Genomic DNA, 24,041 nt, shown 5'->3' on the forward strand with positions numbered 1-24,041 from the left:
CGCGCGATCGGGCCGACGCGTGGAACACCTCAATGTTCTGCGCGTGCGGCATCTTTTTCCTGCCACTTGTCCGGGTCCTTGGTGAGATTCCGCCACCAGCTCAGTGCCAGCGGGACGGTCAGCACCAATCCCGCAACCCCGAAGACGCCGACGGTCGATTGAGGACCGACCTGGTCCGCCAGGATGCCGCCGATCAACGGACTCACGCCCATCGTCGTGGTCAGCCCGGTGTTCGAAAGGCCCATCACCTGCGCTCGGCTCTCGTCCGGCACCGCCAGGGTCAGTGACGCCGTCGCCTGCATGAGCGCCACCGTGCCGAAGGCGCCGCAGATGACGAACAGGATGATCGACGGCACCGGCCCCGGTTGCAGGAAGCACAGCACCAGCGGGACGGCCGTCAGCGCGGAAAGCGGGCCGATCAGTTTCGGCCGGGCATGCGCCGGCACCCAGCGCGAGTAGATGAACGCGCCGATCACGCTGCCGACCGGGTCGGCGGCCAGCAGCAACCCGATGACCTCGGGGCCGCCACCCGAAGACGCGACGTAAGGCGCCGCGATGCCCTCGTAAACCGGTAGAAGTCCCATCAGCCAGGTGAACAGCAGCAATGAGCGCAGTCCGGAGCTGGCGAAGACGATCTTCCCGCCCGAGCCGATCGAAGCGAAGAACGACTTGCGCTTCTCGCCGGTGGCCGCGGCCGGACGCGAGGCGAGGCCCAGCCGGACGAACACCGCCGAGATCAGGAACGTCACCGCGTCCAGCGCGAGGGCGATATGGGGTTCGAGCGCGGTCAGCAGGAGACCGCCGCCGGCGAACCCGGCCAGCTGTGCCGATTGGACGGTCATGCTGCGGATCGCCATACCGACGACGAACCGGTCGCCTTCGAGGATCTGCGGCAGCAGGGCCAGCTGGGCGGCCTTGAACGGCGGGTTCAGCAGCGAGACCGCGCCGACCAGTACGCACAGCACCCAGAACGGCAGCACGGGGACGGCGACCAGCGCGATCAGCGCCGCTCGTAACAGGTCGACGACCACCATCACGGTCCGCCGGGGGAAGCGGTCCGCGAACCCGGTGAGGAAGATGCCGCCGAGCAGCGACGGGGCGTAGGTCAGCGCGTAGGTGAGACCGGTCAGGGTCGCGGAGCGGGTTTCGGTGAAGACGAGGACCGAGAGCGCGACCCGCGCCAGTTGATCACCGAAGATCGAAAAGAGCTCCGCGAACCAGAGCGAACGGAACTCGGCTACCCCGAACACCTCGCGGTAGGTGACCCGTCCGGCCGAAGCCATGCTGCCCCCAATAGGGTCCTTATTACGCGACAAACTCGTGACCGAGAGTAACGCGGTCACGAGCTCGTCACGAAGCGTCATTCGTTCACGTAAGTGTCTCCTGACTGTTGGTGATTGGCTAGGTTCTTTCGCCGGGTTTCTGGAGTTGGAGATCTTTTTCGTAGATCGGCATCCTGGTCGTGACTTGCCGATCTGCCGCCGAATCCAACGGTTTCGGGGCGACCGCGCAAAAATCCGGGCCTCGCCGCACCTCTTCACTTCGGATTCCGGCCTCGTGCCGGGGTGTGGCGCGAAGCGCTTTCACGACACGCCGAGCGGGCGCCGTACCGCTGATGGCGTCACGATCGCCACTGGCGCGTGTAGGCCGAACAGGTGCACGGCTGGGCTGATCGGGTGATCAGCCGTCGACGGCCAATACCTCCGGTGCGGAAGTGGCCCGGACGGCCCGTTCGGCGTCCCGTTTGGCGACCTCTTCGCGCACGATCGGGATGACGTGACGGCCGAAGTCGATGGTGTCGCCGAGCATGTCGTAGCCGCGCGCCGAGAGGATGTCGACGCCGAGGTCGTAGTAGTCGAGAAGTGCCTGCGCGACCGTCTCCGGCGTGCCGACGAGCGCGGTGGAGTTCCCGGCGCCGCCGGTCGCGGCGGCGGTCGGGGTCCACAGTGCCCGGTCGAAGCGTTCGCCCTCGGCGGCGACGGCGAGCAGCCGCTGCGAACCGGTGTTCTGCGGGTTCGTGAGCGAATGCCGCCGCGTCAGCTGCCGGCCTCCATCCGTCCGCGCCTTGATGGCGTCGACCGTGCGATACGCCTTCTCCCAGGCCAGTTCCTCGGTCGGCGCGATGATCGGGCGGAACGCGACCTGGATCCGCGGGACGTCGGTCCGCCCGGCGGCCTTCGCCGCGGCTTTGACGGACTCGATCTGCTCGGCGGTCTGCGCGAGGGGTTCGCCCCACAAACAGAAGATGTCCGCTTCGGCCCCTCCTGCCGCGTACGCCGCCGGAGACGACCCACCGAAGGAGACGCCCGGACGCGGTTGCTGCACCGGGCGGACGTCGAGGACGAAGTCAGCGAAGCGGTAGTGCTCGCCTTCGTGGTCGAAGGGCTCCTCGGACGTCCACGCCTGCTTCACGATCTGGATGTACTCGCGTGTGCGTGAGTAGCGCTCGTCCTTGGTGAGGTAGTCGCCTTCGCGCTGCTGCTCGTGGTCGCTGCCGCCGGTGATGAAGTGGACGGTGAGCTTGCCGTCCGAGAGCTGGTCCAGCGTCGCGAACGTCTTCGCCGCGAAGGTCGGGTAAGAGACGTTCGGCCGGTGCGCCAACAGGATCTGGAGCTTGTCGAGCTTCGCCGCGACGTACGCGGCCGCCTGCGCCGGGTCCGGCCCGCTGGAGCCGTACGCGAACAGCACCCGGTCCCAGCCGAACTCCTCGTGCGCCCGCGCGAGGCGGAGTGTGTAGTCCTTGTCGAAGACGCCGCCGGACCGCGTATGCGTCTCCGAACCGTCGTTCGTGCCTCCGATGCCCAGGAATTCGACCGGCATTGTCCGTCCCTCTCGTCCAGGTTCCCCCTTTGTCGACGAGTACGCGCCGATTCCTCGCTGTGGCAACGGGTTCCGCTCCTTGAGAACCCGCACGCGACCGGGGATCCCGGCGTAACTTCGGCCGGGTGAGTACCGCAGACCTCCCCTACGTGCTCGCGGTGGTGGGCGCCGGCCCGCGCGGGGTGGGAGTGCTCGAACGCCTCGGTGCGAACGCCGCCGGACTCCTCGGCGAGCGTCGGCTCGTCGTGCACCTGATCGATCCCTTCCCGGCGGGCGCGGGGCGGGTCTGGCGGTACGACCAGTCACCGTTGTTGCGGATGAACTCCATGCCGGAGGACGTCACCGTCTTCACCGACGACACCGTCGAGATCGACGGCCCGATCCGGCCGGGGCCGTCGCTGATCGAATGGGCGCGGCAGGTCCGAGAGGGCACGCTCGACGCCGAGGTCGACGAAAGTCTGCGCGCCGAACTCGAGGCGCTGCAAAGCGATCACTTCCCGACGAGGCGACTGCAGAGCGCCTACCTCGGCTGGTTCCACCGCAAGGTCCTGGCCGAACTTCCCGGGCAGATCGACGTCGTCGAACATCGGACCCGCGCGGTCCGGCTCGAAGACGGGGAACCGCAAAGACTCTGGCTGGAAGACCGGGCGGAACCTCTCGAAGTGGACGCGGTGCTGTTCACCGTCGGACATCTCGACGCCGAGCCGGACGAGCGCGAGACCGGGTTCGCGGAGTTCGCCGCCCGCCACGATCTCGCGTATTACCCGGCCGGCTACACCGCCGACGTCGACTATTCCGCCATCGAGCCCATGGAAGCCGTGCTGGTGCGCGGATTCGGCCTGGCGTTCGTCGACCTGATGCTGCTGCTGACCGAAGGCCGCGGCGGACGCTTCGAGGAGCAGGCATGCGGCGGACTGAAGTACCACCCGAGCGGCGCCGAGCCGGTCTTGCACATCGGGTCGCGCCGGGGAGTGCCGTACCACGCGAAGATCGGCTACCGCCTGCGTGGGAAACCGTTGCAGCTTCCCAGGTTCTTCGACGCTTACGCCATCGAGAAGCTGTGCGCCGAACCCGGTCAGCTCGACTTCCGGCGTGACGTCTGGCCGTTGATCTCCAAGGAACTCGCCTGGGCTTACTACAGCGAGCTGTTCACCGCCCATCCCGAACGCGTCCGCATGGACTTCGCCGTCTTCGCCGACGCCTTCGCGGACGCGTCGCCCGCCGGAATCGACGCGCTGGTGGCGCGGGCCGTTCCCGCACCGGACGACCGGCTCGACCTGGAGCGGCTCGACCGGCCGATGGCGGACGCCGTCTTCGGCACCGCGGAGGAGTACGGGAAGGAACTGCGCGAGTACATCGAGGCGGACTTGGGGCGTCGCGCGGATTCCGAGTACAGCGCGGATCTCGGCGCGTTCATGGCACTGCTGTCGGTGATGGGGCAGCTGCCCGCGCTCCTGCAGACCGGACGGCTCGACGCCGCCTCCCGGCTATCCGATTTGGACGGTTGGTTCCTCGGCTTCTTCTCCTACTTCGCCAGCGGACCACCGCCGCGACGGCTCGAAGAACTGCTCGCCCTGCAGGAGGCTGGATTGGTTTCCTTCCTCGGTGCCGAAATGCGCGTGACGGCCGACGAGGAACGCCGGGTGTTCGTCGGTTCCGGCGAGAGCTTCCCCGGCGAGACCGAGGCGCGCACTCTCGTCGAGGCGCGGTTGCCCGAGCCGAGTGTCACCCGCGCCTCCGATGTCCTTTTGCGACAGTTGCGCGACACCGGCGCGCTCGGCGAGGAGGCCGTGGTCGACACGGTCACCGGCGACAGGCTCCTCGCCGGCCGCATCCACACCCGGGTCTCCGACGGCCGGATGCTCGACGGCGAGGGCCGCCCGCATCCGCGCCGCTTCGCCCTCGGCCCGCATACGTCGGCGCGGTCCGCGGGCGCCTTCACCCGCCCGCGGACCAACGCGCTTCCCTTGCGGCAGAACGACACCGTCGCCCGCGAGATCCTGGGCCTGCTCAAGGACTCGTGAGTGATCTGGGTCGTTTCGAGGGGTCAGTCATCCGTGCCGTGTCTCAGGCGAGGCGGTGACCTGGTCGGGGAACTCGCGTGCTCAGAGACGGATCTCGTGTGCTTGAAGACGGATCTCGCGTGCTCGGACGCCGTAGATCCGAGTGCGGTAGCCAGGCACGCGAGTTCCGTGTCCGAGCACACGAGATCCGGGTTCAAGCACGCGAGTCACGCCTTTGGGCCCCTTTACCTACCGCCCCTCGGGTGTTGCGAAAGCCACTTTCGCAACCTTCAACGTTGCGAAAGTGGCTTTCGCAACACCCCCTCACGACCTCAGTCCCAGACCCGCGAAGGCAGCTCCTTGCGAACCACCGGGACGACGTCGGAGGCGAAGAGCTCCAGGACGTCCCGCGCCTCTCCGGACGTCAGGCCGTCGACCGAAACCGCCTGCACCTCGTGCCCGAAGGACGCGTGGTAGTCGCCGATCTTGTCGATCACCTGCTCCGGACTCCCGACCAGCGCGGATCCGTTGGCGATCTTGTCCTCCAGCGTGGTGAACTCCGACTTGTTGTGCTGGTACGCCGGCGTCCGCGTCAGCGCCTCGAAATACGGGCGATAACCGTCCAAGGCCTCCTGCGAAGTCTTGGCGACGTAGAGTCCGCCCGCGCCCGAACCGACGAGCGCGTCGGCCGGATCGTGGCCGTACTCCGCCCAGCGCCGCCGGTAGTGGTCGATCAGATCGGCGTACTTCTTCTTGGGGTGGAAGCCGTTCGCGGTGAACAGCGGGTCACCGAACTTCGCCGCCAACTCGGTCGATTCGGTACTCGACGCGCTCCCGTGCCAAATCCTCGGCCGCGGATGGAACGGGCGTGGCTGGGTCGTGACGTCCGCCAGCGGCGCGCGGAACTCGCCCTCCCAGGTCACACCCTCCTCCAGGAAGAGGCGGCGCAGCAGGGCGAACTTCTCCGCCTGGTACTCCCATTGCCGTTCTTCTTCGAGCCCGAAAAGCGGGAAGTGACGGGGATCGTTGCCCTTCCCGATCATGAGTTCCAGCCGTCCGCCGGACAGCTGGTCGAGCGTCGCGTAGTCCTCGGCGACCCGGACCGGGTCCAGCACGCTGATCACGGTCAGCGTGGTCAGCAACCGGACGCGTTCGGTGCGTTCGGCCACGGCCGCCAGGATCACCGGCGGCGCCGACGAAAGGAACGGTTCTCCGTGCCGCTCGCCGACGCCGTACGCGTCGAAGCCCAGTTCCTCGGCGAAAATCGCTTCGTCGACAACTCGACGCAGCCGTTCGTGCTGACTCGGCGTCACCCCGGTCGCCGGGTCGGGATGGTTCGCGACAAGCGAGAAGAGCCCGAATTTCACCGTGCCTCCAACGGTTTCCGGCCCGGGATCGCGGCGAGAAGCTCCCGGGTGTACTGCGCTTCCGGCCGTTCCAGGACGTCCTGTGCCGGGCCGAGTTCGACGAGTTTTCCGTCGCGCAGCACGCCGACGGTGTCCGCGATCCGGCGGACCACCGCGAGATCGTGCGAGATGAACAGGTAGGTCAGCCCGAGTTCGGCCTGCAGGTCGGCGAGCAGCCGCAGGATCTGAGCCTGCACCGAAACGTCGAGTGCCGAGACGGGCTCGTCGGCGATGATCAGGTCCGGGCGCAGCGCCAGCGCCCGCGCGATGGCCGCCCGCTGACGTTGCCCGCCGGACAGTTCGGCGGGTTTGCGTTTCAGCACCGAGGCGGGCAGGGCGACCTGGTCGACCAGCTCCGCGGCTCGCGCCCGGCGTTCCGCCTTCGTGCCGACACCGAAGGCGCGCAGAGGCTCCGCGATGACGTCCTCGATGCTGAACTTCGGGTTCAGCGACGCGTACGGATTCTGGTACACCAGCTGGAACCGGCGCCGCAGCCTGCGCAGTTCCTCGCCGCGCAGCGTGGTGATGTCCTGGCCGTCGAACTCGACGACGCCGTCCGTCGGTGTCTCCAGACGCAGGATCATCCGTGCGGTGGTCGATTTGCCCGATCCGGATTCGCCGACCAGCGCGAGTGTCCGCCCGCGTGCGATGTCGAACGAAATCCCGTCGACAGCGCGGACTCCCGAGAAGGTCTTGCCGAGGTTCCGGACCGAGACCAGGACGTCCGACGACGGCGGTTTCGGCTCCCGCAGCGGGGTGGCGGTCAGGCTGGGCGCGGCGGCGAGCAGTTCTCGCGTGTACGTCTCCGAGGGAGCCGACAGGATCTCGCCGGTCGTGCCCTCCTCGACCACGCTCCCCTGGGAGAGCACCACGATCCGCGACGCCCGGTCCGAGGCGACGCCGAGGTCGTGGGTGATCAGCAAGACCGCGGTGCCGGCTTCGGCGGCGAGTTCTTCGAGGTGGTCCAGGATCTGCCGCTGTACGGTGACGTCGAGCGCGCTGGTCGGCTCGTCGGCGATGATGAGTTTCGGCTTTCCGGCCAGCGCGGCGGCGATGAGCGCGCGTTGACGGAGTCCGCCGGACAGCTCGTGCGGGTACTGCCGAGCGCGGGCTTCGGGATCGCTGATCCCCGCCTTGCGCAACAGTTTCACCGCTTCCGCGCCGGCGGTGCGCTTGTCCGCCAGGCCGTGGATCAGCAGCACTTCGGCGACCTGGTCGCCGATGCGGTGGACGGGGTTGAGCGAGACGGCCGGATCCTGCGGGACCAGGGCGATCTCGCGACCACGAACGATCCGCCAAGCGCGGTCGGACAGTTTCGTGAGGTCGCGGCCGTCGAAGGTGATCTCGCCGCGGTCGATCCGGCCGCCACGGGGCAGCGGCCCGATCGCCGCGTGCGCCGTCGTGCTCTTGCCGGAGCCGGACTCGCCGACCACGGCGACAATTTGTCCTTTGTGGACTTCCAGGTCCACGCCGTCGACCGCGGGTACGGACTTGTAGGAAACCGCGAGATCGCGGATGGTCAGCAAGGCGCTCACCGGACGTCTCCTTCGATCGCTCGGGACAGCCGGTTCGCGGACAGCACCACGGCCGCCACGGTCAGTCCGGGGAAGGTCGTCATCCACCAGGCGGTGGCGAGGAATCCGCGGCCACCCGCGACGAGCGAACCCCACTCCGGCGTCGGTGGAGTGGCGCCGTAGCCGAGGAAGCTCAATGCGGACACCTCCAGGACCGCGGTGCCGAAGGTGAGTGTCGCGAGCGCGAGCACCGGGCCGAGCGCGTTGGGCAGCACATGCCGTCCGAGCACCCCGGTCCAGCGCACCCCGCCCGCCCGCGCGGCCTCGACGAACACGCCGCTGCGGACGCGCAGCACTTCGGCGCGCATCAGCCGGGCGAACTGGGCGAGGTTGGCGACGCCGACCGCGATCGCGATGTTCGTGGTGCCGAAGCCGAGCGCGGTGACCAGCGCGAGTGAAAGCAGGATGGACGGGATCGCCAGGAGGACGTCGACGCAGCGCATGATCGCCGTGTCGAGCTTGCCGCCCCGGAACCCCGCGAGCAGGCCGAGCGCCGACCCGGCCACTAGGGAGACGAGGACGGCGAGCACGGTCGCCTGCAACGACAGCGCGGCACCGTGCACGACGCGCGCGAAGATGTCGCGTCCGGTTTCGTCGGTGCCGAAGAGGTGCCCGAGCGACGGGCCCTGCATCTTCTCGGCCGGGATACCCGCCAGCGGATCCTGTCCGGTGAACAGGGCCGGTGCGACGGCGGAGAGCAGGGCGAAGGCCAGTACCGCGACGGCGAGCACCAGACCCGGCCGCCTTGTGGCGGCGCGGGTGCGTACGAGGACGTCAGGCATCGGCCGTCTCCCGGTGTCGGATCCGCGGGTCCAGCAGCGGATAGATCAGGTCGACGGCGAGGTTGATGACGACGAACACCAGCGCCGCCAGCACGATCACCGCCTGCACCACGGGGATGTCCTGAGCGGTGACCGCCGACGACGTCACACGGCCGAGCCCGTCACGCGAGAACACCGTCTCGGTGATCACCGAACCCGCGATCAGGTTCCCCGCGACCACGCCGGCGATCGTCAGCGCGGGCACGGCCGCGTTGCGCAGAATGTGTCCGAAGTGGACTCTCAATCGGCTCGCCCCCTTGGCCAGCGCGATCTCGGTGTAGGGCTCGGCGAGTTGCGTGCGGAGGCTCTTCGCCAGCACCTGCCCGATGATCGCGCCGGTCGGGATGGCGAGGGTGATCGCGGGCAGGATCAGCGACTCGAAGCCGTTCGACCCCAACGCGGGCAGCAGCCTGAGCTGGAAGGAGAAGAACTGGATGAGCAGCAGCCCGACCCAGAACGGCGGCAGCGAGATCCCCAGCGGCGGCAGCGCGAGCAGGGCGTTGCCCAGCCAGCGGTGCCGGGTGTAGGTCCCGGCGAGCGCGATGCCGCCGCCGAACAGGATCGCGAGCACCAGGGCGAATCCGGTGACCGCCAGGGTCGGCGGCAGCGCCGAGACGACCATGTCCGTGGCGTCGTCCCCGGTGGCGATCGAGCGGCCGAAGTCGCCCTGCAGTGCGGCGATCAGCCGTTTTCCGTACTGCACCGGCAACGCGTCGTCGAGCCCGTACTCCGCCTTCGCCGCGGCGAGTTGCTCCGGAGTCACCGAGATCCCGGCCTCGCCGCCGCCGAGCTTCGCGCTGACCGCGTCGCCCGGCAACAGGTAGAGGATCACGAAGGACACGGTGAACGCGGCCCACAGGACGAAGGCGGCCTGCAGGATCCGCCGGAGCAGATACCGCGTCACGAGCCGGACACCCAGGCGTCGAACAGCTGCAGCCGGGATGACGCTTCGAAGCCGATACCGTGCGCGTTCGGTCCGTGTGCCAGCACCTGGGTCAGCTCGAACACCGGCGCCGAGTAGCCGTTTTCGACGATCGCGCGTTGCGCCTGCTCGGCCGCGGGCTTGCGCTTCGCCGGGTCCACAGTGGACGACTGCGTGTCGAGCGGCGCGTCGACGGGATTGCCCGCCGGGAGCTTGCTGCGGTTGTTCGCCTTGGTGGAGAACAGGTTGCGCAGGATGTCCGGATCCGCGCGGGTGGTGTTGTACCAGAGGTACTCGTAGTTGCCGCTCTGCGTCACCTGCACGGTCTCGGCGGTGGTGCGCTGTTCAATCTGGAGGTCGAAGCCGATCTTGCGCAGCTGCTGCTGGACGAGTTCGAGCACGCTCTTGTTCTGGTTGAACACCAGGGAGAAGACGACCTTCGCGGTCAGCCGCTGCCCGTTCTTCGTGCGGATGCCGTCCGGGCCGGGCACCCAGCCCGCGCTCTCCAGCAACGACGTCGCCCCTGCCGGATCGTAGGCCAGCAGTGCGGAGAGGTCGGCGTAGAACGGCGTCGCCGAACCGAGAATGCTGGTGGCGGGCTTGTAGTTCGGGGTCAGCACGGTGGTGGTGATCTCGGGCCGGTTGATGCCCTTGACCACCGCCTGGCGGACCTTTTCGTCGACGAGAACGCCCTTGGTGACGTTGGCGTGCAGGTTGAACACGACGCCGGGGTTCGGGCGGACGGGCTCGGTGAACCCGTTGCCGGTGAACTGCGGTTCGTCGACGGGCTGGACGTCGGTGATCGCGTCGAGCTGCGCGGAGGCGAGGCTTCCGGTGCGGACGCCCGGCTCCGGCACGATCTTGTACGCGATCTTGTCGAGGTACGCCTCGCCCTGGTGCTTGAACAGTGACGAGCCCCAGTTGTAGCCCTTGCGCTTGGCGAGGACGATTTCCTGGTTCTGCTTCAGGCTTTCGAAAACGAACGGGCCCGAGCCGATCAGGCCGTCGCCCTGGCAGCGCTGGTCCGCGGTCTTCTTGTACGCGGCGGGTGCGAGGACGCCCAGCGACATCGTCGAGCTGGCCTGCAGGAATTGCGCGCTGGGAACGGAGAACTCGATCTTCACCGTCTTCGGATCGACGACCGTCGTTCCTTTGTAGACGGCCAGATAGCCGGAGCCGAGCTGGGATTTCGGGCCGAGCGCCTTGATCCCGTCGAAGCTCGTCTTGACCGCGGCGGCGTCGACCGGGCTGCCGTCGGAGAACGTCGCGCCGTCACGGAGGTGGAAGGTGAACGCGGTCGAATCCGCGTTGCTCTCCCATTTCTCGGCCAGCCACGGTTTGATCTCGCCGGTCGAGGGGTCCTGGTCGGTCAGCGAATCGACCAGCTGACGGCCGACGTTGAGCGACGCGTTCGTGCCGACCTGCTGCGGGTCGACGCAGTCCGGGCTCGAAGAGATCCCCAGACGCAGCGTGCCCCCGGGTTTGGGCGGGCCGGCGTCGGCACCGCTCGCGCTGCCTGCCGTCGAGCAGGCGGTGAGGACGAGGGCGGACAAGGCCAGCAGGGATGTGGCGGCGGTACGGGACACCGGGTGGCCTCCAGCGGGAACGGGGCGCTTTTGCTTGCGCCGACCCGATTCACGCTAATCACGGACTTGAGGGCGGCCCACATGCTGAGCCGGGCTCCCAGTCCGCGAAATCCCGCAGGATCCCGCTTGACAGCCCCGGAAGTACCTGAAGGCCCCCTTCCCGCACTCAGGCGCGAGGAAGGGGCCTTCACGTACTTGAGGACGTCAGCAGCGGTTGAGCATGTCGGTCAGGGCGGTCTTCTCCGCGGTCTTGATGGTGAGCTTGTACTTGTGCTTCACCGTGGTCCACATCTTCGCGTAGGTGCACCAGTAACCGGTGGACGGCGGTTTCCAGGCGTCCGGCGACTTGTCGCCCTTCTCCTGGTTGACGTTGTCGGTGACGGCGATCAGCTGCGGCGCGCTGAGGTCGTTCGCGAACGACTGGCGCTGCGCGGTGGTCCACGACGAGGCGCCGGTGCGCCACGCGGCCGCGAGCGGGACGACGTGGTCGATGTCCACATCGGACGCCGCGGTCCAGGTCGCGCCGTCGTACGGGCTGGCCCAGCTGCCGGAGACGGCTGCGCAACTGCTGTCCTGCTGCACGTTCGTGCCGTCCCGCTTGAGCACGACCTCGCGGGTGTTGCAGCTGTTGCCCTGGTCGCTCCAATGCGGGAACTTGTCGCGGCTGTACCCCGTCGACGAGCCGTCGGGCTGGACGGTCAGCGCGGCGAGCTGCGTCTTGGCGGTCGCGGTCGACGGGATGCCCGGGGGTGTCGCTTCGGCGACGCCGACGACGCCGGCCGAGACGATCGCCGAAACGGCGAGAACGGTGAATGAGCGACGAACAGCAAGCGCAGTTGGCATATTGCTGCCTCCGTGTCAGGTGTGGGGACTAGGTCACCTTGCGACACGGATATGACCCACGCAACACCATCGAGTGACACCCTGCTGGACATTTGTGAACGTCGAGTGACCGCCGAGTGGCAATTCGTCCTCTGGATGCGGTCCTTGCGCGTGCAACTACCGCATCCAGAGGACGAATTGCCGCAGGTGAGGCCATCGCGGTAGGTGAGCGCGCCCGTCCGGCAGGTGTCGTGAGGGCACGAGAGCCTGCCGGACGGCCGCCGAAAAATTTTCGGAAAGTCCAGCGGAAGGTTCTGGGCCGATCGGGCGAAGGGGCTACGCCAGCCCGCGAACCAGCCGCAGATCCTCGGTGTGCCGGTACCAGGTCCACCGGCTCATCGCGCGCGGGTGGACGACGCCGTCGCTGCTCGGCCGGGTCGGGATGCAGCCGAGCTGGAACGCCCGCGCCTGCTGCGTCGAAGGCCGCTTGAAGAAGGTGCCCTTGGTCACCCGGACCATCAGCCCGGGCCCGGTCGGATCCGGCTCGACCTCGATCGAGCGGGCGGGTCCGCGCAGCACCGTGTGCTCGTCGCAGTAGGCCACCCCGCGCACCATGCCGACCACGCCGCGGCCGACGAGCACGCCGCCGGTGTCGTCCCGGATCAGCGGCACCGGGTCGACCTCGCCACGCAGCGCGAGCGAGAGTGCACGCAGCGGCTGTGTCGGCAGGTCCCAGATGCGGGCGACGTCCGAGTCCGGAGTGGACGGCACGAAGCCGAGCGACACGCCGGAGAGCTGTTCTTTTCGCAACAGTCGAAGCGCGACCGCCGCCAGGTCCGCGTCCGTGCCCGCGACCACCAGGTGATCGTGTTCGCCCAGCAAGGGGTCGATATCCGCCTTGCCGGGACGGCTCGGAACACGCACCATTTCGACGTCGTCGATCTCCGGGAGTGTGGGCTCGCCCTCTGGACAGACCACCACTATTCCGCGCACCCGAAGGCCCTCCGTTACGCTCATGCACCGGCATTTACCAGCGCCAAACCACAAGTCGCCGAACACCTGGAGTGTCACATGCCGGCCATCGTGCTGATCGGGGCCCAATGGGGGGACGAGGGCAAGGGCAAGGCCACCGACCTGCTCGGCGACCGCGTCCAGTGGATCGTGCGTTACCAAGGCGGTAACAACGCGGGCCACACCGTAGTCCTTCCCGACGGGCAGAACTTCGCCCTGCACCTGATCCCGTCCGGGATCCTCACGCCGGGCGTCACCAACGTCATCGGCAACGGCGTCGTGATCGACCCGGGCGTGCTCCTCGACGAGCTCGCCGGACTCGAGGAACGCGACGTCGACACCAGCAAGCTGCTGATCTCCGCCGACGCGCACTTGATCATGCCGTATCACGTCGCCATCGATAAGGTCACCGAGCGTTACCTCGGCAGCCGCAAGATCGGCACCACCGGCCGCGGCATCGGCCCCTGCTACCAGGACAAGATCGCCCGCGTCGGCGTCCGCGTGCAGGACCTGCTCGACGAGAAGATCTTCCGGCAGAAGGTCGAATCGGCACTGGAGTTCAAGAACCAGGTGCTGGTCAAGGTCTACAACCGCAAGGCCCTCGACGCCGACCAGGTCGCCGACGAGGTGCTGGCCGCTGGCGAGAAGTTCGCGCACCGCATCGCCGACACGCGACTGCAACTCAACCAGGCCCTCGAACGCGGTGAGACCGTGCTGCTCGAAGGCTCCCAGGGCACCCTGCTCGACGTCGACCACGGCACCTACCCGTTCGTGACGTCGTCGAACCCGACGTCCGGCGGCGCGAGCGCGGGTTCGGGTATCGGCCCGGGCAAGATCACCACCGTGCTGGGCATCCTCAAGGCCTACACGACCCGCGTCGGCTCGGGCCCGTTCCCGACCGAACTGGACGACGAGTCCGGCGAGTACCTGCGCAAGCAGGGCGGCGAGTTCGGCGTCACCACCGGCCGCTCGCGGCGCACCGGCTGGTTCGACGCGGTCATCGCGCGCTACGCGGTGCGGGTCAACGGCATCACCGACTACTTCCTCACCAAGCTGGACGTGCTGTCCGGCCTGGAGAAGGTGCCGGTGTGCGTGGGCTACGAGGTCGACGGCTTCCGCACCTACGACATGCCGATGACCCAGACCGACGTGCACCACGCACTGCCGATCTACGAAGAGCTGCCGGGCTGGTTCGAGGACATCTCGGGCTGCCGCACCTTCGAGGAACTGCCGGCGAACGCGAAGGCCTACGTCGAGCGGCTCGAAGAGCTTTCGGGCGCGCGGATCTCGGCGATCGGCGTCGGCCCGGGCCGGGAGCAGACGATCGTGCGGCACGAGTTCGTCTGACGTCTTCCGTCACGCGCGTGACATGAATGGCCCGTTACTTGCAAATTTTGCAAGTAACGGGCCATTCCTTGCGTCTCCGGCGATGCAGACGTCAGGTGAGTGAGGTCTTCACCGGCGTCTCGTTCCGGAACAGGTCCAGCACCGGGCAGTGCTCGTCCACCTGCCGCTTCAGGTCCTCGTATGCCTCCGCGCCCGCAGGGCCGCTCAGCTCGACAGAGACGCGTACATCGCCGAAGCCGGGCCGGGTCGACGAGAAGCCGAAGAAGCCGTGAAGGTCGATGTCGCCGTCCACGGTCACCTTCACGCCTTCGAGCGGCACACCGAGCTTCGCCGCCCAGAACTGGTACGTGATCACCTGGCACGAACCCAACGCCGCGAGCGCGTATTCGACCGGGTTCGCCGCGGTGTCGGTGCCGCCGAGCGCGGCGGGTTCGTCGACGGTGAACGCGTGGTCGCGCACGCGGACGTCCACCTGGGTCGCGGTCCCGGGGTTCAGCGCGTTGGCCACGCTGAACGAGACGGCGGCGTTGCGCGGGTCGGCGTCGACGGCGGTCTTGGTTCCTTCGATGACATCGGTCAGCGACATCGGGTCTCTCCAGGATCGAGGTGTCGGACGCCGCCCAGCGTGCGGCAACCCCGGAATCCGCGCGCGTGATCTCAAGTGGTGAACACCGAAATATCTTTTCGAGCGCATGGTTGGCGTTGAACATGACCATCGGAGTGGCACTCCCGTCCGGGGACACCGCGAACGCCGTCAACATCGTCGACGAACTCATCACGCAGACCCGGCAGGCGGCCGAGGCCGGGCTGACGTCCGCGTGGTTCTCCCAGCAGATGGAGCACGACGCGATCACCGTCGCCGCCCTCGCGGGCCGCGCCGTCCCGGGGATCACCGTCGGGACCGGCGTCGTCCCGATCTATCCACGACATCCGCTGCTGATCACCGGCCTCGCGCAGACGGCGCAGGCCGCCACCGGGGGCCGGTTCGTCCTCGGCCTCGGAACAGGCGCGAAGAACTGGCTCGAACCGGCGTACGGCATCGAGTACCCGTCGCCGATCAAGCACCTTCGCGAGTACCTGACGATCCTCCGCCAGGTGCTCGACGGCACCGAAGTCGACTTCCAGGGTGAGACGGTCAGCGCGCACGCCAAGGGCTTCGCTGCTTCGCTCTCTGTCGCGGGCTCGTCGGACATCCCGGTGATCATCGCCGCGATGGGACGGCAGGCGCTGCGCGTCACCGGCGAACTCGCCGACGGCACGATCCCGTTCCTCGCCGGGCCGAAGGCGCTTTCGGAGTTGATCGTCCCGGAGATCACCAAGGCGGCCGCGGGACGTCCGGCGCCGCGGGTCATCGCGATGGTGCCGGTGGTCGTGACCGACGACCCCGACGCCATCCGCGCCACGGTCGACCGGCAGTACGCCTTCTTCCGCGACATCCCGTCCTACCGCGCGGTCTTCGACGCACAGGGCGTGGACTCCGCCGGGGAGCTGGTGATCGCCGGCGACGAGGAGACCGTCGCCGCCGGGATCCAGCGGTACTTCGACGCCGGGGCGACCGAGGTCGTCGCGACCCAGAGCGGCATCCGGAGCTCGGAGGAGCGGCTTCGCACCTGGCGCGTGCTGGGGGACCTCGTCAAGCGCTGACCCGAGGCGCCGAGAAAGGGGCGTTCAGGACATTTTTCGTCCTGAACGCCCCTTTTCTGACGTTCGGCGCCGAAGTGGCCTTGTTCACAGCGTTCGGATTGTGCATACTCGTGCGCATAGCGAACACAGCTGGAGGTCCCCATGTCCCCTGCCGCGGCACGTTCGTGGGTGGTCCCGCTCGCCTGGACGGCGGTACTGCTCGACGGATTCGACCTGGTCGTCCTGGGTACGGTGCTGCCCGCCCTGCTCCGTGACCACGTCTGGGGGCTGACGCCCGGTACGGCGTCGGTCATCTCGACGTTCGGCCTGATCGGCATGATGATCGGCGCGATGGCGATCGGCACGATCACCGACGTCATCGGGCGGCGGAAGGCGCTGATCATCGCGGTCGCCGCCTTCTCGGTGTGCACCGCGTTGTGCGCGATCGCGCCCTCGGCGTTCGTCTTCGGGCTGTTCCGCTTCCTCGCCGGGCTGGGCCTCGGCGGCTGTCTCCCGACAGCGATCGCGCTGGTCACCGAGTACGCCCGCAAGGGAAAAGGCGGCAGCGCGACCACCACGGTGATGACCGGCTACCACGTCGGCGCGGTACTCACGGCGCTGCTCGGGATCTGGCTGATCCAGCCGCTCGGCTGGCGCGCGATGTTCGTCGCCGGCGCGCTGCCCGCACTCGTGCTGGTGCCGCTGATGATCAAGTACCTGCCCGAATCGGAGTCCTTCGAACGGGCGCGGGAGACGCAGGAGAAGTCGGCGACGCAGGTCGTCGGCGGGCTGTTCCGCGGCGGGCTGCTGCGGGCCACCATCGCGTTCTGGGTGACGTCGTTCATGGGGCTGCTGCTGGTCTACGGGCTCAACACCTGGTTGCCGGAGATCATGCGCCAGGCCGGGTATCCGCTGGGTGCGGCGCTCGGGCTGCTGCTCACGCTGAACCTCGGCGGTGTCGTCGGCCTGCTCGTCGCGGGCCGGGTGGCGGACAAGGTCGGCGTGCGGCCGGCGGTGATCTTCTGGTTCCTCGGGGCGGCGGTGTTCTTGGCCCTGCTGAGCGTGAAACTGCCCGCCGTCGGCCTGTACGTGGCCGTGTTCCTGACCGGCGGGTTCGTGTTCAGCGCTCAGGTGCTGGTGTACGCGTACATCGGGAAGACGTACCCGGATGCCATGCGTGCCACCGGGATCGGCTGGGCCGCGGGTGTCGGGCGCATCGGCGCGATCAGTGGTCCGATCCTCGGCGGTGCGCTGTTGACCGCCGGGATCGCGTACCCGTGGGGTTTCTACGCTTTCGCCGCTGTCGGTGCGCTGGGCGCGGCCGCGGTGACCGGAGTCCGCGCAGGCCGCGCCCAGGAGACCGCTACCCCAGTTCCTTGAGTTCCCGTTCCACGGCGGCGAGTTCCGCCTCGGAGCCCTGCACCTTGGGGCCCGTGAACCACTTGCGCGCGGAGGCGAACCACCAGATCGCCGCGCCGCCGAGCACGACGAGGAAGGCGATCGGTGTGTAGTTGAAGCTGTCGATGGTGATCGGTGATCCCTGCGGGAGCATGAAGAGCACGAAGATGAAGCAGACCCAGACGGTCGCGACGATGCCGACCGGTTTGCCCCATCGGCCGAGGTTCCACGGGCCGGGCTCGAAGTCGTCGCCCTTGCGCACCCGCAGGAACACCGGGATCACGTAGGCCACGTAGAGACCGACGACCGCGATCGAGGTGACCGCCGCGTAGGCGGTCGCGCTCCACAGGTACGGCAGTGCCAGCAGGAGCGCGCCGCCCGCGGCCAGCCAGACGGCGTTGGTCGGCGTCTGGGTCCGCTTGTTGATGCGGTGCCAGAACTTCGATCCCGGGATCGCGCCGTCGCGGGCGAAGGCGTAGATCATCCGCGAGTTCGCGGTCACCGACGCCATTCCGCAGAACAACTGCGCGCCGATGCAGATCAGCAGCAGGAACTTGCCGGTGGTCGCGCCGGTCGCGTCGATGAAGATCTGCGCGGGCGGCACCCCGGTTTCGGAACCGGCCGCGCCTTCGTAGTCCTGGATGGCGAAGGTGAGGCCGATCAACAGGATCCAGCCGGCGACCAGGGACACCAGGATCGAGTTGATGATGCCGCGCGGTCCGGCCTTCGCCGCGTTCTTGGTCTCTTCGGTCATATGGGCCGAGGCGTCGTACCCGGTGAGTGTGTACTGCGCGAGCAGCAGACCCAGTAAGAAGACGTAGACCGGTGACGCCCAGCCGGTGTTGTTCACGAACTCGCCGAAGACGAACGACGCGTCCTGGTGCTTCGCGGGCACGATGATCAGCACCCCGACGATGACCAGCACGCCAGCCAGATGCCACCACACGCTGACGGTGTTCAGCAGCGCCACGATCTTCACGCCGAAGGTGTTCAGCAGGCCGTGGATCACCAGGATGATCGCCAGCAGCAGGATCGTGTTGCCCGGCGTCGCCTCGAACCCGAACTGCAGGTCGAGGAAGGCGTTGAGGAACAGTGCCGCGCCGAAGTCGATGCCCGCGGTGACCGCGATCTGCCCGATGAGGTTGAACCAGCCGGTGAACCAGGCCCAGGCCGCGCCGTTGCGCGGGGCGAGTTTCGCGGCCCAGTAGTAGAGCCCGCCCGCGGTCGGGTAGCTGGAGCAGACCTCCGCCATGCCCAGTCCGACGAGGATGACGAACAGGCCGACCAGCGGCCAGCCCCAGATCATCGCGGCGGGGCCGCCGGTCTTCATCCCGAACCCGTAGAGGGTCAGGCAGCCCGACAGGATCGAGATGATCGTGAAGGAGACGGCGAAGTTGGAGAAGGTCGACATCGTGCGCCGGAGTTCCTGCGCGTAGCCGAGTTGATGGAGCCGGGCACTGTCTTCGTCGGCGGGTTCGGCGGCACGGGCGTCTGAGACATCCATCGGGCACCCACTTAAAAGGTATGCGGACAGACCATTGAGATCCGCCGAAATTAGGCCCGCCGACCTGCGCATGTCAAGGTCCCGTCAAGAAACCCGCCCCGCCGGATGCTATGAACGGCCCGTTCCTTGCAAATTTTGCAAGGAACGGGCCGTTCATAGCGCGTCAGGTGAGGCTCAGCGCCCCCGGAACGCCTTCACGGCCTCCAGCGCCGTGTCCGGCTGGTCGGCGAAGTACCCGTCGACGCCGGCCTTGAGGAACGCCTCCTGCTCGGCGAACGCGTCGCCCCACTCGGCGAGGTTCGCCGAGGAGCGCAGGTTCTGCGGGAGGAAGTTGTTCTCGTTGCGGAAGGTGTACGCCCCGACCTTCAGCCCGGCCTGGTGCGCGTCGGCGACGAGCCGGGTCGGCTGTCCCAGCGCACCGTTCACGACCGGGATGACCTGCGCCTTCTCCGGGCCAAGGTAGTCCGCGTACTTCGAGATCTCCTTCAGACCCGCAGGCGTGACGAGGTCGGCGTACGTGCGCGAGTCGCCCTTCGCGACGAAGTCGGCCGGAGCGCCGGTGGCCGAGGTCAACTGCAGGAGCGGCACCCGCACCTGCCGCGAAAGCGCGATCAGGTTCGACACCTCGAACGACTGGATGATCACCGGCGCCTTCGGGTGGTTGAGCCCGTTGCGCTTGAGCACCTCGACCAGCTTCGGCTCGGTCGGGTTCTTGATCGAGGAGAAGTACGTCGAGTGCTTGATCTCCGGGTAGGTCCCCAGCTCACGGCGCAGTTCGCGGCCCAGGCGGCGCGTCAGGTCGAGCACCTCCTGGTAGGTGGCGATCTGGTAGCGGCCGTCGTAGATCCGATTGTTCGGCCGGAGCTGCGGGATCCGCTCGGTCGCGCGCAGGGTCTTCAGCTCGGCGAGGGTGAAGTCCTCGGTGAACCAGCCGGTGAACGACGTGCCGTCGATGACCTTGGTGGCCTTCCGGTTCGCGAACTCGGGGTGCTTCGCGACGTCGGTGGTCCCGCCGATCTCGTTCTCGTGCCGGGCGACCAGCTGACCGTCCTTGGTGGGCACCAGGTCGACGTCGACCCAGTCGACGCCCTGGCGATAGGCGAGCTCATACGAGGCGAGCGTGTGCTCCGGGCGGTAGCCGGGCGCGCCGCGGTGTCCGACGATCACCGGACCATCGTGACCCCTGGCCTGTGCCGACACATCTTGGGCACCCGTCTCGGCGGCGCCGGCCAGCCCCGTGACGCTGAGGACGGCGAGCCCGGACAGGGCGAGCACGCCCAGACGCTTTCGCATGGTGGGTAACCTCTTTCGACTTGAACTCGGGGTACCGCGCCACCCTTGACGCAGGAGGCGTCCGGCCGGCGAAGACGGACCGGCGGGGTGCTGACCGCCGGGTGAACGCCGGATGGAACCACCCGCACGAGGGCGGCGACGTGTTCGGGCTGTGTTCACTGGTGAATCCGCGACCGCGATCGTGTCGCCGGGGCAGATTCGGGTTTTCGCAGGTCAGGAGTCATGGTGCCCCGCCGCCACGATAGCGGGGCCTCCGGCCGGGGCGGGTTAAACGCGGCTCCGCCGACAGGTCATCACCGGCCCGGTTACCCTGTGCTTCGTGCGCGTACTGGTAATCGGGTCCGGCGCCCGTGAGCATGCACTTGTCCTCGCGGTCGCGGAAGACCCTTCCGTCACCGCACTGGCCTGTGCCCCGGGCAACGCCGGCACCTCTTCGGTGGCCGAGCAGCTCGGCGTCGAAGCGGCCGACCCTGAATCGGTCTCCGCCCTGGCCAAGCAGTGGCAGGCGGATCTGGTGGTGGTCGGTCCCGAGGTTCCGCTGGTGGCGGGGGTCGCCGACGCGGTCCGCAAGGCGGGCATCGCCTGCTTCGGCCCGTCCGCCTCCGCGGCCCGGATCGAAGGCTCCAAGGCGTTCGCGAAGGACGTCATGGCCGCCGCGAACGTGCCGACGGCGCACTGCGAGGTGGTCGACAACCCGGCACGCCTCGACGCGGCGCTCAGTCGCTTCGGCCCCACCTGGGTGGTCAAGGACGACGGCCTCGCCGCGGGCAAGGGCGTCGTGGTCACACAGGACGTCGACGTCGCGCGCAAACACGCGCTGATGCTGCTCGACGGCGGTCACCCGGTGCTCCTGGAGTCCTTTTTGGACGGCCCGGAGGCATCCCTCTTCTGCTTCGTCGACGGCCGCACGGTCGTCCCGCTGCTGCCCGCGCAGGACTTCAAGCGCGTCGGCGACGGCGACGCGGGCCCGAACACCGGAGGCATGGGCGCCTACGCGCCGTTGCCGTGGGCGCCGAAAGACCTGGTCGACGACGTCGTCGAGCGTATCGTCCAGCCCGTGGTCGACGAACTCGACAACCGCGGCGCCACCTTCTCCGGCCTGCTGTACGCCGGCCTCGCGCTGACTTCCGAGGGCCCGCAGGTCATCGAGTTCAACTGCCGGTTCGGCGACCCGGAGACCCAGGTGGTCCTGGCGCTGCTGCGCAGCCCGCTCGGCCAGGTCCTGCACGCGACGGCGACCGGCAAGCTCGCCGACCTGCCGCCGCTGGACTGGGATTCGGGCGCCGCGGTCACCATCGTGCTCGCCGCGGACGGCTACCCCGGCAAGCCCAGGACCGGCGACGTCATCACCGGCGGTGAACTCGAAGGTGTGCTGCACGCCGGCACCCGCCGCCGCGACGACGGCGCCGTGGTCTCCTCCGGCGGCCGCGTGCTGTCGATCGTCGGCACCGGCAAGAACCTGAAGGCCGCCCGCAAGGACGCCTACGCGACGGTCGAGAAGGTTCACCTGGCCGGCTCGCACCACCGCACGGACATCGCCCTGCTCGCCGCCAAGGGCGAGGTGGCGACCCCGGTCTCGTGAATTTCGGACGGAACCGTTCCGGCCTCGGGTGCGTCAAACCCGGTATTTCCTGCGAAGCTTAGGCGCTCGATACATCAGCGTTGGTAGCCTCGACAGGGCGAACGGTCACCGTGCGTATCTCTAAGGGGTGGGGAATGTCAGCATCGGGCAAGGTCCAAGACCTCGCGTCGGCTGTCCCGGTGCCGCCGTCGGTGGCCGACATCAGAGTCGATCCGTCGAAGCTGCTCGAAGTGGCGAAGATCGTCGAGCAGCAGGTCGACGCACTGCAGGACAAGCTTTTGACGCGGCTCGACCAGCTGCGGATCGACACCCCGGCCAACGACACCGTGAGCACGCACGCCACCAGCGTCTGGAACGAGCTGGTGGCCGATGGCGACGCGTCGTACGCCGCGCAGGTCAAGGCGTACATCGCCGGTCTCCGGGGGCTCGTCAAGCAACTGCGCACGGCGGCGAAGGAATACAAGACCAGCGACGCCGACAAGGCCGCCGCGTTCGGGGACCGTGGTGTACACCGGGCGTAGGCCCCGTGTGCTGGTGCTCGGCGGCGTGCTCACCCTGGCGCTGACCGGCTGCGCCACGGACACGGGCGGACAGGCGTTCCCCGACGAACCGGCGCTGGCCTCGGCCACGCAGGGCGCGAAGGCGTCCGCGTTGCCCGCCAGGCCGGCCGAACTGAGTCTTCAGGGCGTCGATCCGTGCGCCTTGGTCACCACCCCGCAGCTCGATCAGCTCAAGATCAACAGCAAGCCGCGTGCGGCCGCGGAACCGATCGACGGCCCGACCTGTGTCTTCGACGCGGACGCCGTGGAGCCCTTCCACAGCTACTACGTCCGCACGGTCACCGCGGATGTCGAAGAGTGGTTCACCGGCAAGCGCCGCAAGAACAGCATGACGACCGAACCCAAGGCGGTCGGCGGGTTTCCCGCCATCACGAACTACCGCGACGCCGGGACGCCGAGTGATTGCGAAACGCTCGTCGGTGTCGCTCAAGGGCAGACGCTGGCGGCGCGGGCCGTCACCGTCACCGCCGGCGCGTTCACCATGCCGCAGTTGTGCGAGATGTCCTCGCAGGCGGCCGAAATGGCTTTACAGACCTTGAAAGCACGCAACTAGGGAGGGCGGCGTGAACGTTTCCGACCTCGCGGGCAGGCTCCGCGATCTTCGGTTCGACGGCTTCACCGACACCGGGATCGCGACCGAGATCGAGCGCTTCCGCAGCGGCGACGGCACCGGCAGCATCGGCACCGCCGTCGATGCGCTGAAGTCCGTCGCTTCCGCGCTCGCCGACACCGACAAGACACTGCGTGACGAGCTGGGCAAGCTCGGCGTGGAATGGCAGAGCGAGGCGGGTGGCGCCGCCGGACAGGTGTTCACCGAGCAGGCCGGCTTCTCCCAGGACGCGAACTCCAAGGTCACGCACTCCGCGGAGATGATCTTCTCGCAGGGTGAGGCCTTCAACCGGACGCTGCACAAGCTGCCGGATCCGGAGACGGTCCGCAAGGGCGCCGGTGGCCTGACCCTCGGCGACGTCGTGCTGAGCCTCATCGGGTTCGAGACCGACCACGCCAAGAGCGTCAGCGCCGCGAACAACGCGCGGGCGCAGGCGCAGGAGGCGTTGAACGACTACGCCAAGACCAGCGGCGAGAACCTGCTGTCGACCGACACCTTGGCCGACCCGCAGACGATGAACCTGACCCAGAACACGACCGCGGCGGGCGCGGGCGGCGGTTCCGGCACGCTCGACCTCGCCGGGACGGCCACCGACCTGACCCCGGACGGCAGCGTGCGGCCCGCGTCGGCCGCAGTCGAGTCGAAGTACGTGCCGCCGGTCGTGCAGCCCGTCAGCAACCCGAAGGCGCCGAGCCACGACGCGCCGACCCCGGCGTACGGCGTCGGCATGGGTGGCGGCGTGGCGCGGAAGACCAGCTCCTCCGTCCCGCACGGTGGCGCGACCGCTCCCGCGGCCGCCGCCCCGACCACGCCGTCCGGCACCTCGCGACCCGGACCCGCCCCCGCTCCGGGCTCCGGCTGGGTGACGCCGAACCGGCCGTCCCCGCAGACCGAACCGGGCAGGCCGTCGTACCCGATCACCGGCTCGCCCGCGTCCCCGCCGTTCGTCCCGCCGGGTGCGCCGAACCTGCCGCCGGGCTCCACGAACGTCCCACCGGGCCAGTCCACCGGATCCCTGCCGCCGAGCAACAGCACCACGTCGGCGCAGCCGTTCAGCAAGTCGTTCGGCACCGGTGGCGGCGCTGACGGCGTGCTCGGCAAGGGCCCCGGCTCCAGCTCGGGCCCCGGCGTCTTCGGTGGTCTCCGACGGTAACTGGCC

The 24,041-nt window shown here is 68.5% G+C and carries 20 protein-coding genes; 8 read left to right on the forward strand and 12 right to left on the reverse strand.

Features of this window, described 5'->3' with window-relative positions:
• Positions 1-29 precede the first annotated feature (29 nt).
• Together H5J31_RS21685 and H5J31_RS21690 are read right to left on the reverse strand one after the other, a co-directional pair.
• On the reverse strand, positions 30-1,283 hold the full coding sequence (locus H5J31_RS21685; protein WP_181774452.1) for an MFS transporter: 1,254 nt from the start codon (positions 1,281-1,283) through the stop codon (positions 30-32).
• A gap of 397 nt (positions 1,284-1,680) precedes the next feature.
• Positions 1,681-2,820 (reverse strand): LLM class flavin-dependent oxidoreductase, encoded by a 1,140-nt coding sequence (locus tag H5J31_RS21690; protein ID WP_181774453.1) that lies wholly within the window; start codon positions 2,818-2,820, stop codon positions 1,681-1,683.
• A gap of 125 nt (positions 2,821-2,945) precedes the next feature.
• On the opposite strand from H5J31_RS21690, the gene H5J31_RS21695 reads away from it, so the two are divergent.
• Positions 2,946-4,844 carry an FAD/NAD(P)-binding protein gene (locus tag H5J31_RS21695; protein ID WP_328701574.1) on the forward strand — a complete coding sequence of 633 codons (1,899 nt, stop codon included), beginning with the start codon at positions 2,946-2,948 and terminating at the stop codon, positions 4,842-4,844.
• Positions 4,845-5,155: 311 nt separating this feature from the next.
• On the opposite strand, the gene H5J31_RS21700 is transcribed toward H5J31_RS21695, so the two are convergent.
• The 7 genes from H5J31_RS21700 to H5J31_RS21730 form a co-directional block, all read right to left on the reverse strand.
• Positions 5,156-6,190, reverse strand: coding sequence for an LLM class flavin-dependent oxidoreductase (locus H5J31_RS21700; RefSeq protein WP_181774454.1), 1,035 nt, complete (start codon positions 6,188-6,190; stop codon positions 5,156-5,158).
• Entirely contained in the window at positions 6,187-7,764 is a 1,578-nt protein-coding gene (locus H5J31_RS21705) for a dipeptide ABC transporter ATP-binding protein (RefSeq protein WP_181774455.1), read from the reverse strand. Before H5J31_RS21705 ends, H5J31_RS21700 begins: the two co-directional genes overlap by 4 nt.
• Positions 7,761-8,585, reverse strand: coding sequence for an ABC transporter permease (locus tag H5J31_RS21710; protein WP_181774456.1), 825 nt, complete (start codon positions 8,583-8,585; stop codon positions 7,761-7,763). Before H5J31_RS21710 ends, H5J31_RS21705 begins: the two co-directional genes overlap by 4 nt.
• Positions 8,578-9,528: an ABC transporter permease gene (locus H5J31_RS21715; RefSeq protein WP_181774457.1), complete on the reverse strand. Its 951-nt coding sequence runs from the start codon at positions 9,526-9,528 to the stop codon at positions 8,578-8,580. The genes H5J31_RS21710 and H5J31_RS21715 overlap by 8 nt, the downstream gene beginning before the upstream one ends.
• Positions 9,525-11,132 carry an ABC transporter substrate-binding protein gene (locus H5J31_RS21720; RefSeq protein ID WP_181774458.1) on the reverse strand — a complete coding sequence of 536 codons (1,608 nt, stop codon included), beginning with the start codon at positions 11,130-11,132 and terminating at the stop codon, positions 9,525-9,527. The genes H5J31_RS21715 and H5J31_RS21720 overlap by 4 nt, the downstream gene beginning before the upstream one ends.
• Before the next feature lie 204 nt (positions 11,133-11,336).
• On the reverse strand, positions 11,337-11,975 hold the full coding sequence (locus tag H5J31_RS21725; RefSeq protein ID WP_181774459.1) for an HNH endonuclease family protein: 639 nt from the start codon (positions 11,973-11,975) through the stop codon (positions 11,337-11,339).
• A 315-nt stretch (positions 11,976-12,290) separates the two neighbouring features.
• The gene (locus H5J31_RS21730) at positions 12,291-12,971 is read right to left on the reverse strand and encodes a hypothetical protein (RefSeq protein ID WP_407925054.1); all 681 of its coding nucleotides are present in this window, start codon (positions 12,969-12,971) and stop codon (positions 12,291-12,293) included.
• A gap of 54 nt (positions 12,972-13,025) precedes the next feature.
• Between H5J31_RS21730 and H5J31_RS21735 the strand changes: the two genes are divergently transcribed.
• On the forward strand, positions 13,026-14,312 hold the full coding sequence (locus H5J31_RS21735) for an adenylosuccinate synthase (RefSeq protein WP_181774460.1): 1,287 nt from the start codon (positions 13,026-13,028) through the stop codon (positions 14,310-14,312).
• Positions 14,313-14,403: 91 nt separating this feature from the next.
• Here H5J31_RS21735 and H5J31_RS21740 read toward each other — a convergent pair whose 3' ends face one another.
• Positions 14,404-14,898 (reverse strand): OsmC family protein, encoded by a 495-nt coding sequence (locus H5J31_RS21740; RefSeq protein WP_181774461.1) that lies wholly within the window; start codon positions 14,896-14,898, stop codon positions 14,404-14,406.
• A gap of 122 nt (positions 14,899-15,020) precedes the next feature.
• Between H5J31_RS21740 and H5J31_RS21745 the strand changes: the two genes are divergently transcribed.
• Positions 15,021-15,956 carry an LLM class F420-dependent oxidoreductase gene (locus tag H5J31_RS21745; RefSeq protein WP_181774462.1) on the forward strand — a complete coding sequence of 312 codons (936 nt, stop codon included), beginning with the start codon at positions 15,021-15,023 and terminating at the stop codon, positions 15,954-15,956.
• Positions 15,957-16,097: 141 nt separating this feature from the next.
• Complete coding sequence (locus H5J31_RS21750) at positions 16,098-17,315, forward strand: MFS transporter (protein ID WP_181774463.1); 1,218 nt, start codon at positions 16,098-16,100, stop codon at positions 17,313-17,315.
• On the opposite strand, the gene H5J31_RS21755 is transcribed toward H5J31_RS21750, so the two are convergent.
• Entirely contained in the window at positions 17,299-18,837 is a 1,539-nt protein-coding gene (locus H5J31_RS21755) for an amino acid permease (RefSeq protein WP_181774464.1), read from the reverse strand. The two genes, H5J31_RS21750 and H5J31_RS21755, sit on opposite strands and share 17 nt — an antisense overlap.
• Before the next feature lie 174 nt (positions 18,838-19,011).
• A complete protein-coding gene (locus H5J31_RS21760) occupies positions 19,012-20,130 on the reverse strand; it encodes a glycerophosphodiester phosphodiesterase (protein WP_181774465.1) in 1,119 nt (372 codons plus the stop codon).
• A 319-nt stretch (positions 20,131-20,449) separates the two neighbouring features.
• Here H5J31_RS21760 and purD point away from each other — a divergent pair, with 319 nt between their 5' ends.
• From purD to H5J31_RS21780, 4 genes are all read left to right on the forward strand, one after another.
• Positions 20,450-21,712 carry a phosphoribosylamine--glycine ligase gene (gene purD, locus H5J31_RS21765; RefSeq protein ID WP_181774466.1) on the forward strand — a complete coding sequence of 421 codons (1,263 nt, stop codon included), beginning with the start codon at positions 20,450-20,452 and terminating at the stop codon, positions 21,710-21,712.
• Positions 21,713-21,846: 134 nt separating this feature from the next.
• Complete coding sequence (locus H5J31_RS21770; protein ID WP_181774467.1) at positions 21,847-22,233, forward strand: hypothetical protein; 387 nt, start codon at positions 21,847-21,849, stop codon at positions 22,231-22,233.
• Positions 22,214-22,825 carry a DUF3558 domain-containing protein gene (locus tag H5J31_RS21775; RefSeq protein WP_328701575.1) on the forward strand — a complete coding sequence of 204 codons (612 nt, stop codon included), beginning with the start codon at positions 22,214-22,216 and terminating at the stop codon, positions 22,823-22,825. Before H5J31_RS21770 ends, H5J31_RS21775 begins: the two co-directional genes overlap by 20 nt.
• 10 nt (positions 22,826-22,835) lie before the next feature.
• Entirely contained in the window at positions 22,836-24,035 is a 1,200-nt protein-coding gene (locus H5J31_RS21780) for a hypothetical protein (RefSeq protein WP_236005322.1), read from the forward strand.
• Positions 24,036-24,041 lie beyond the last annotated feature (6 nt).

This window comes from Amycolatopsis pittospori (genome assembly GCF_013870525.1).
GTDB lineage: Bacteria > Actinomycetota > Actinomycetes > Mycobacteriales > Pseudonocardiaceae > Amycolatopsis > Amycolatopsis pittospori.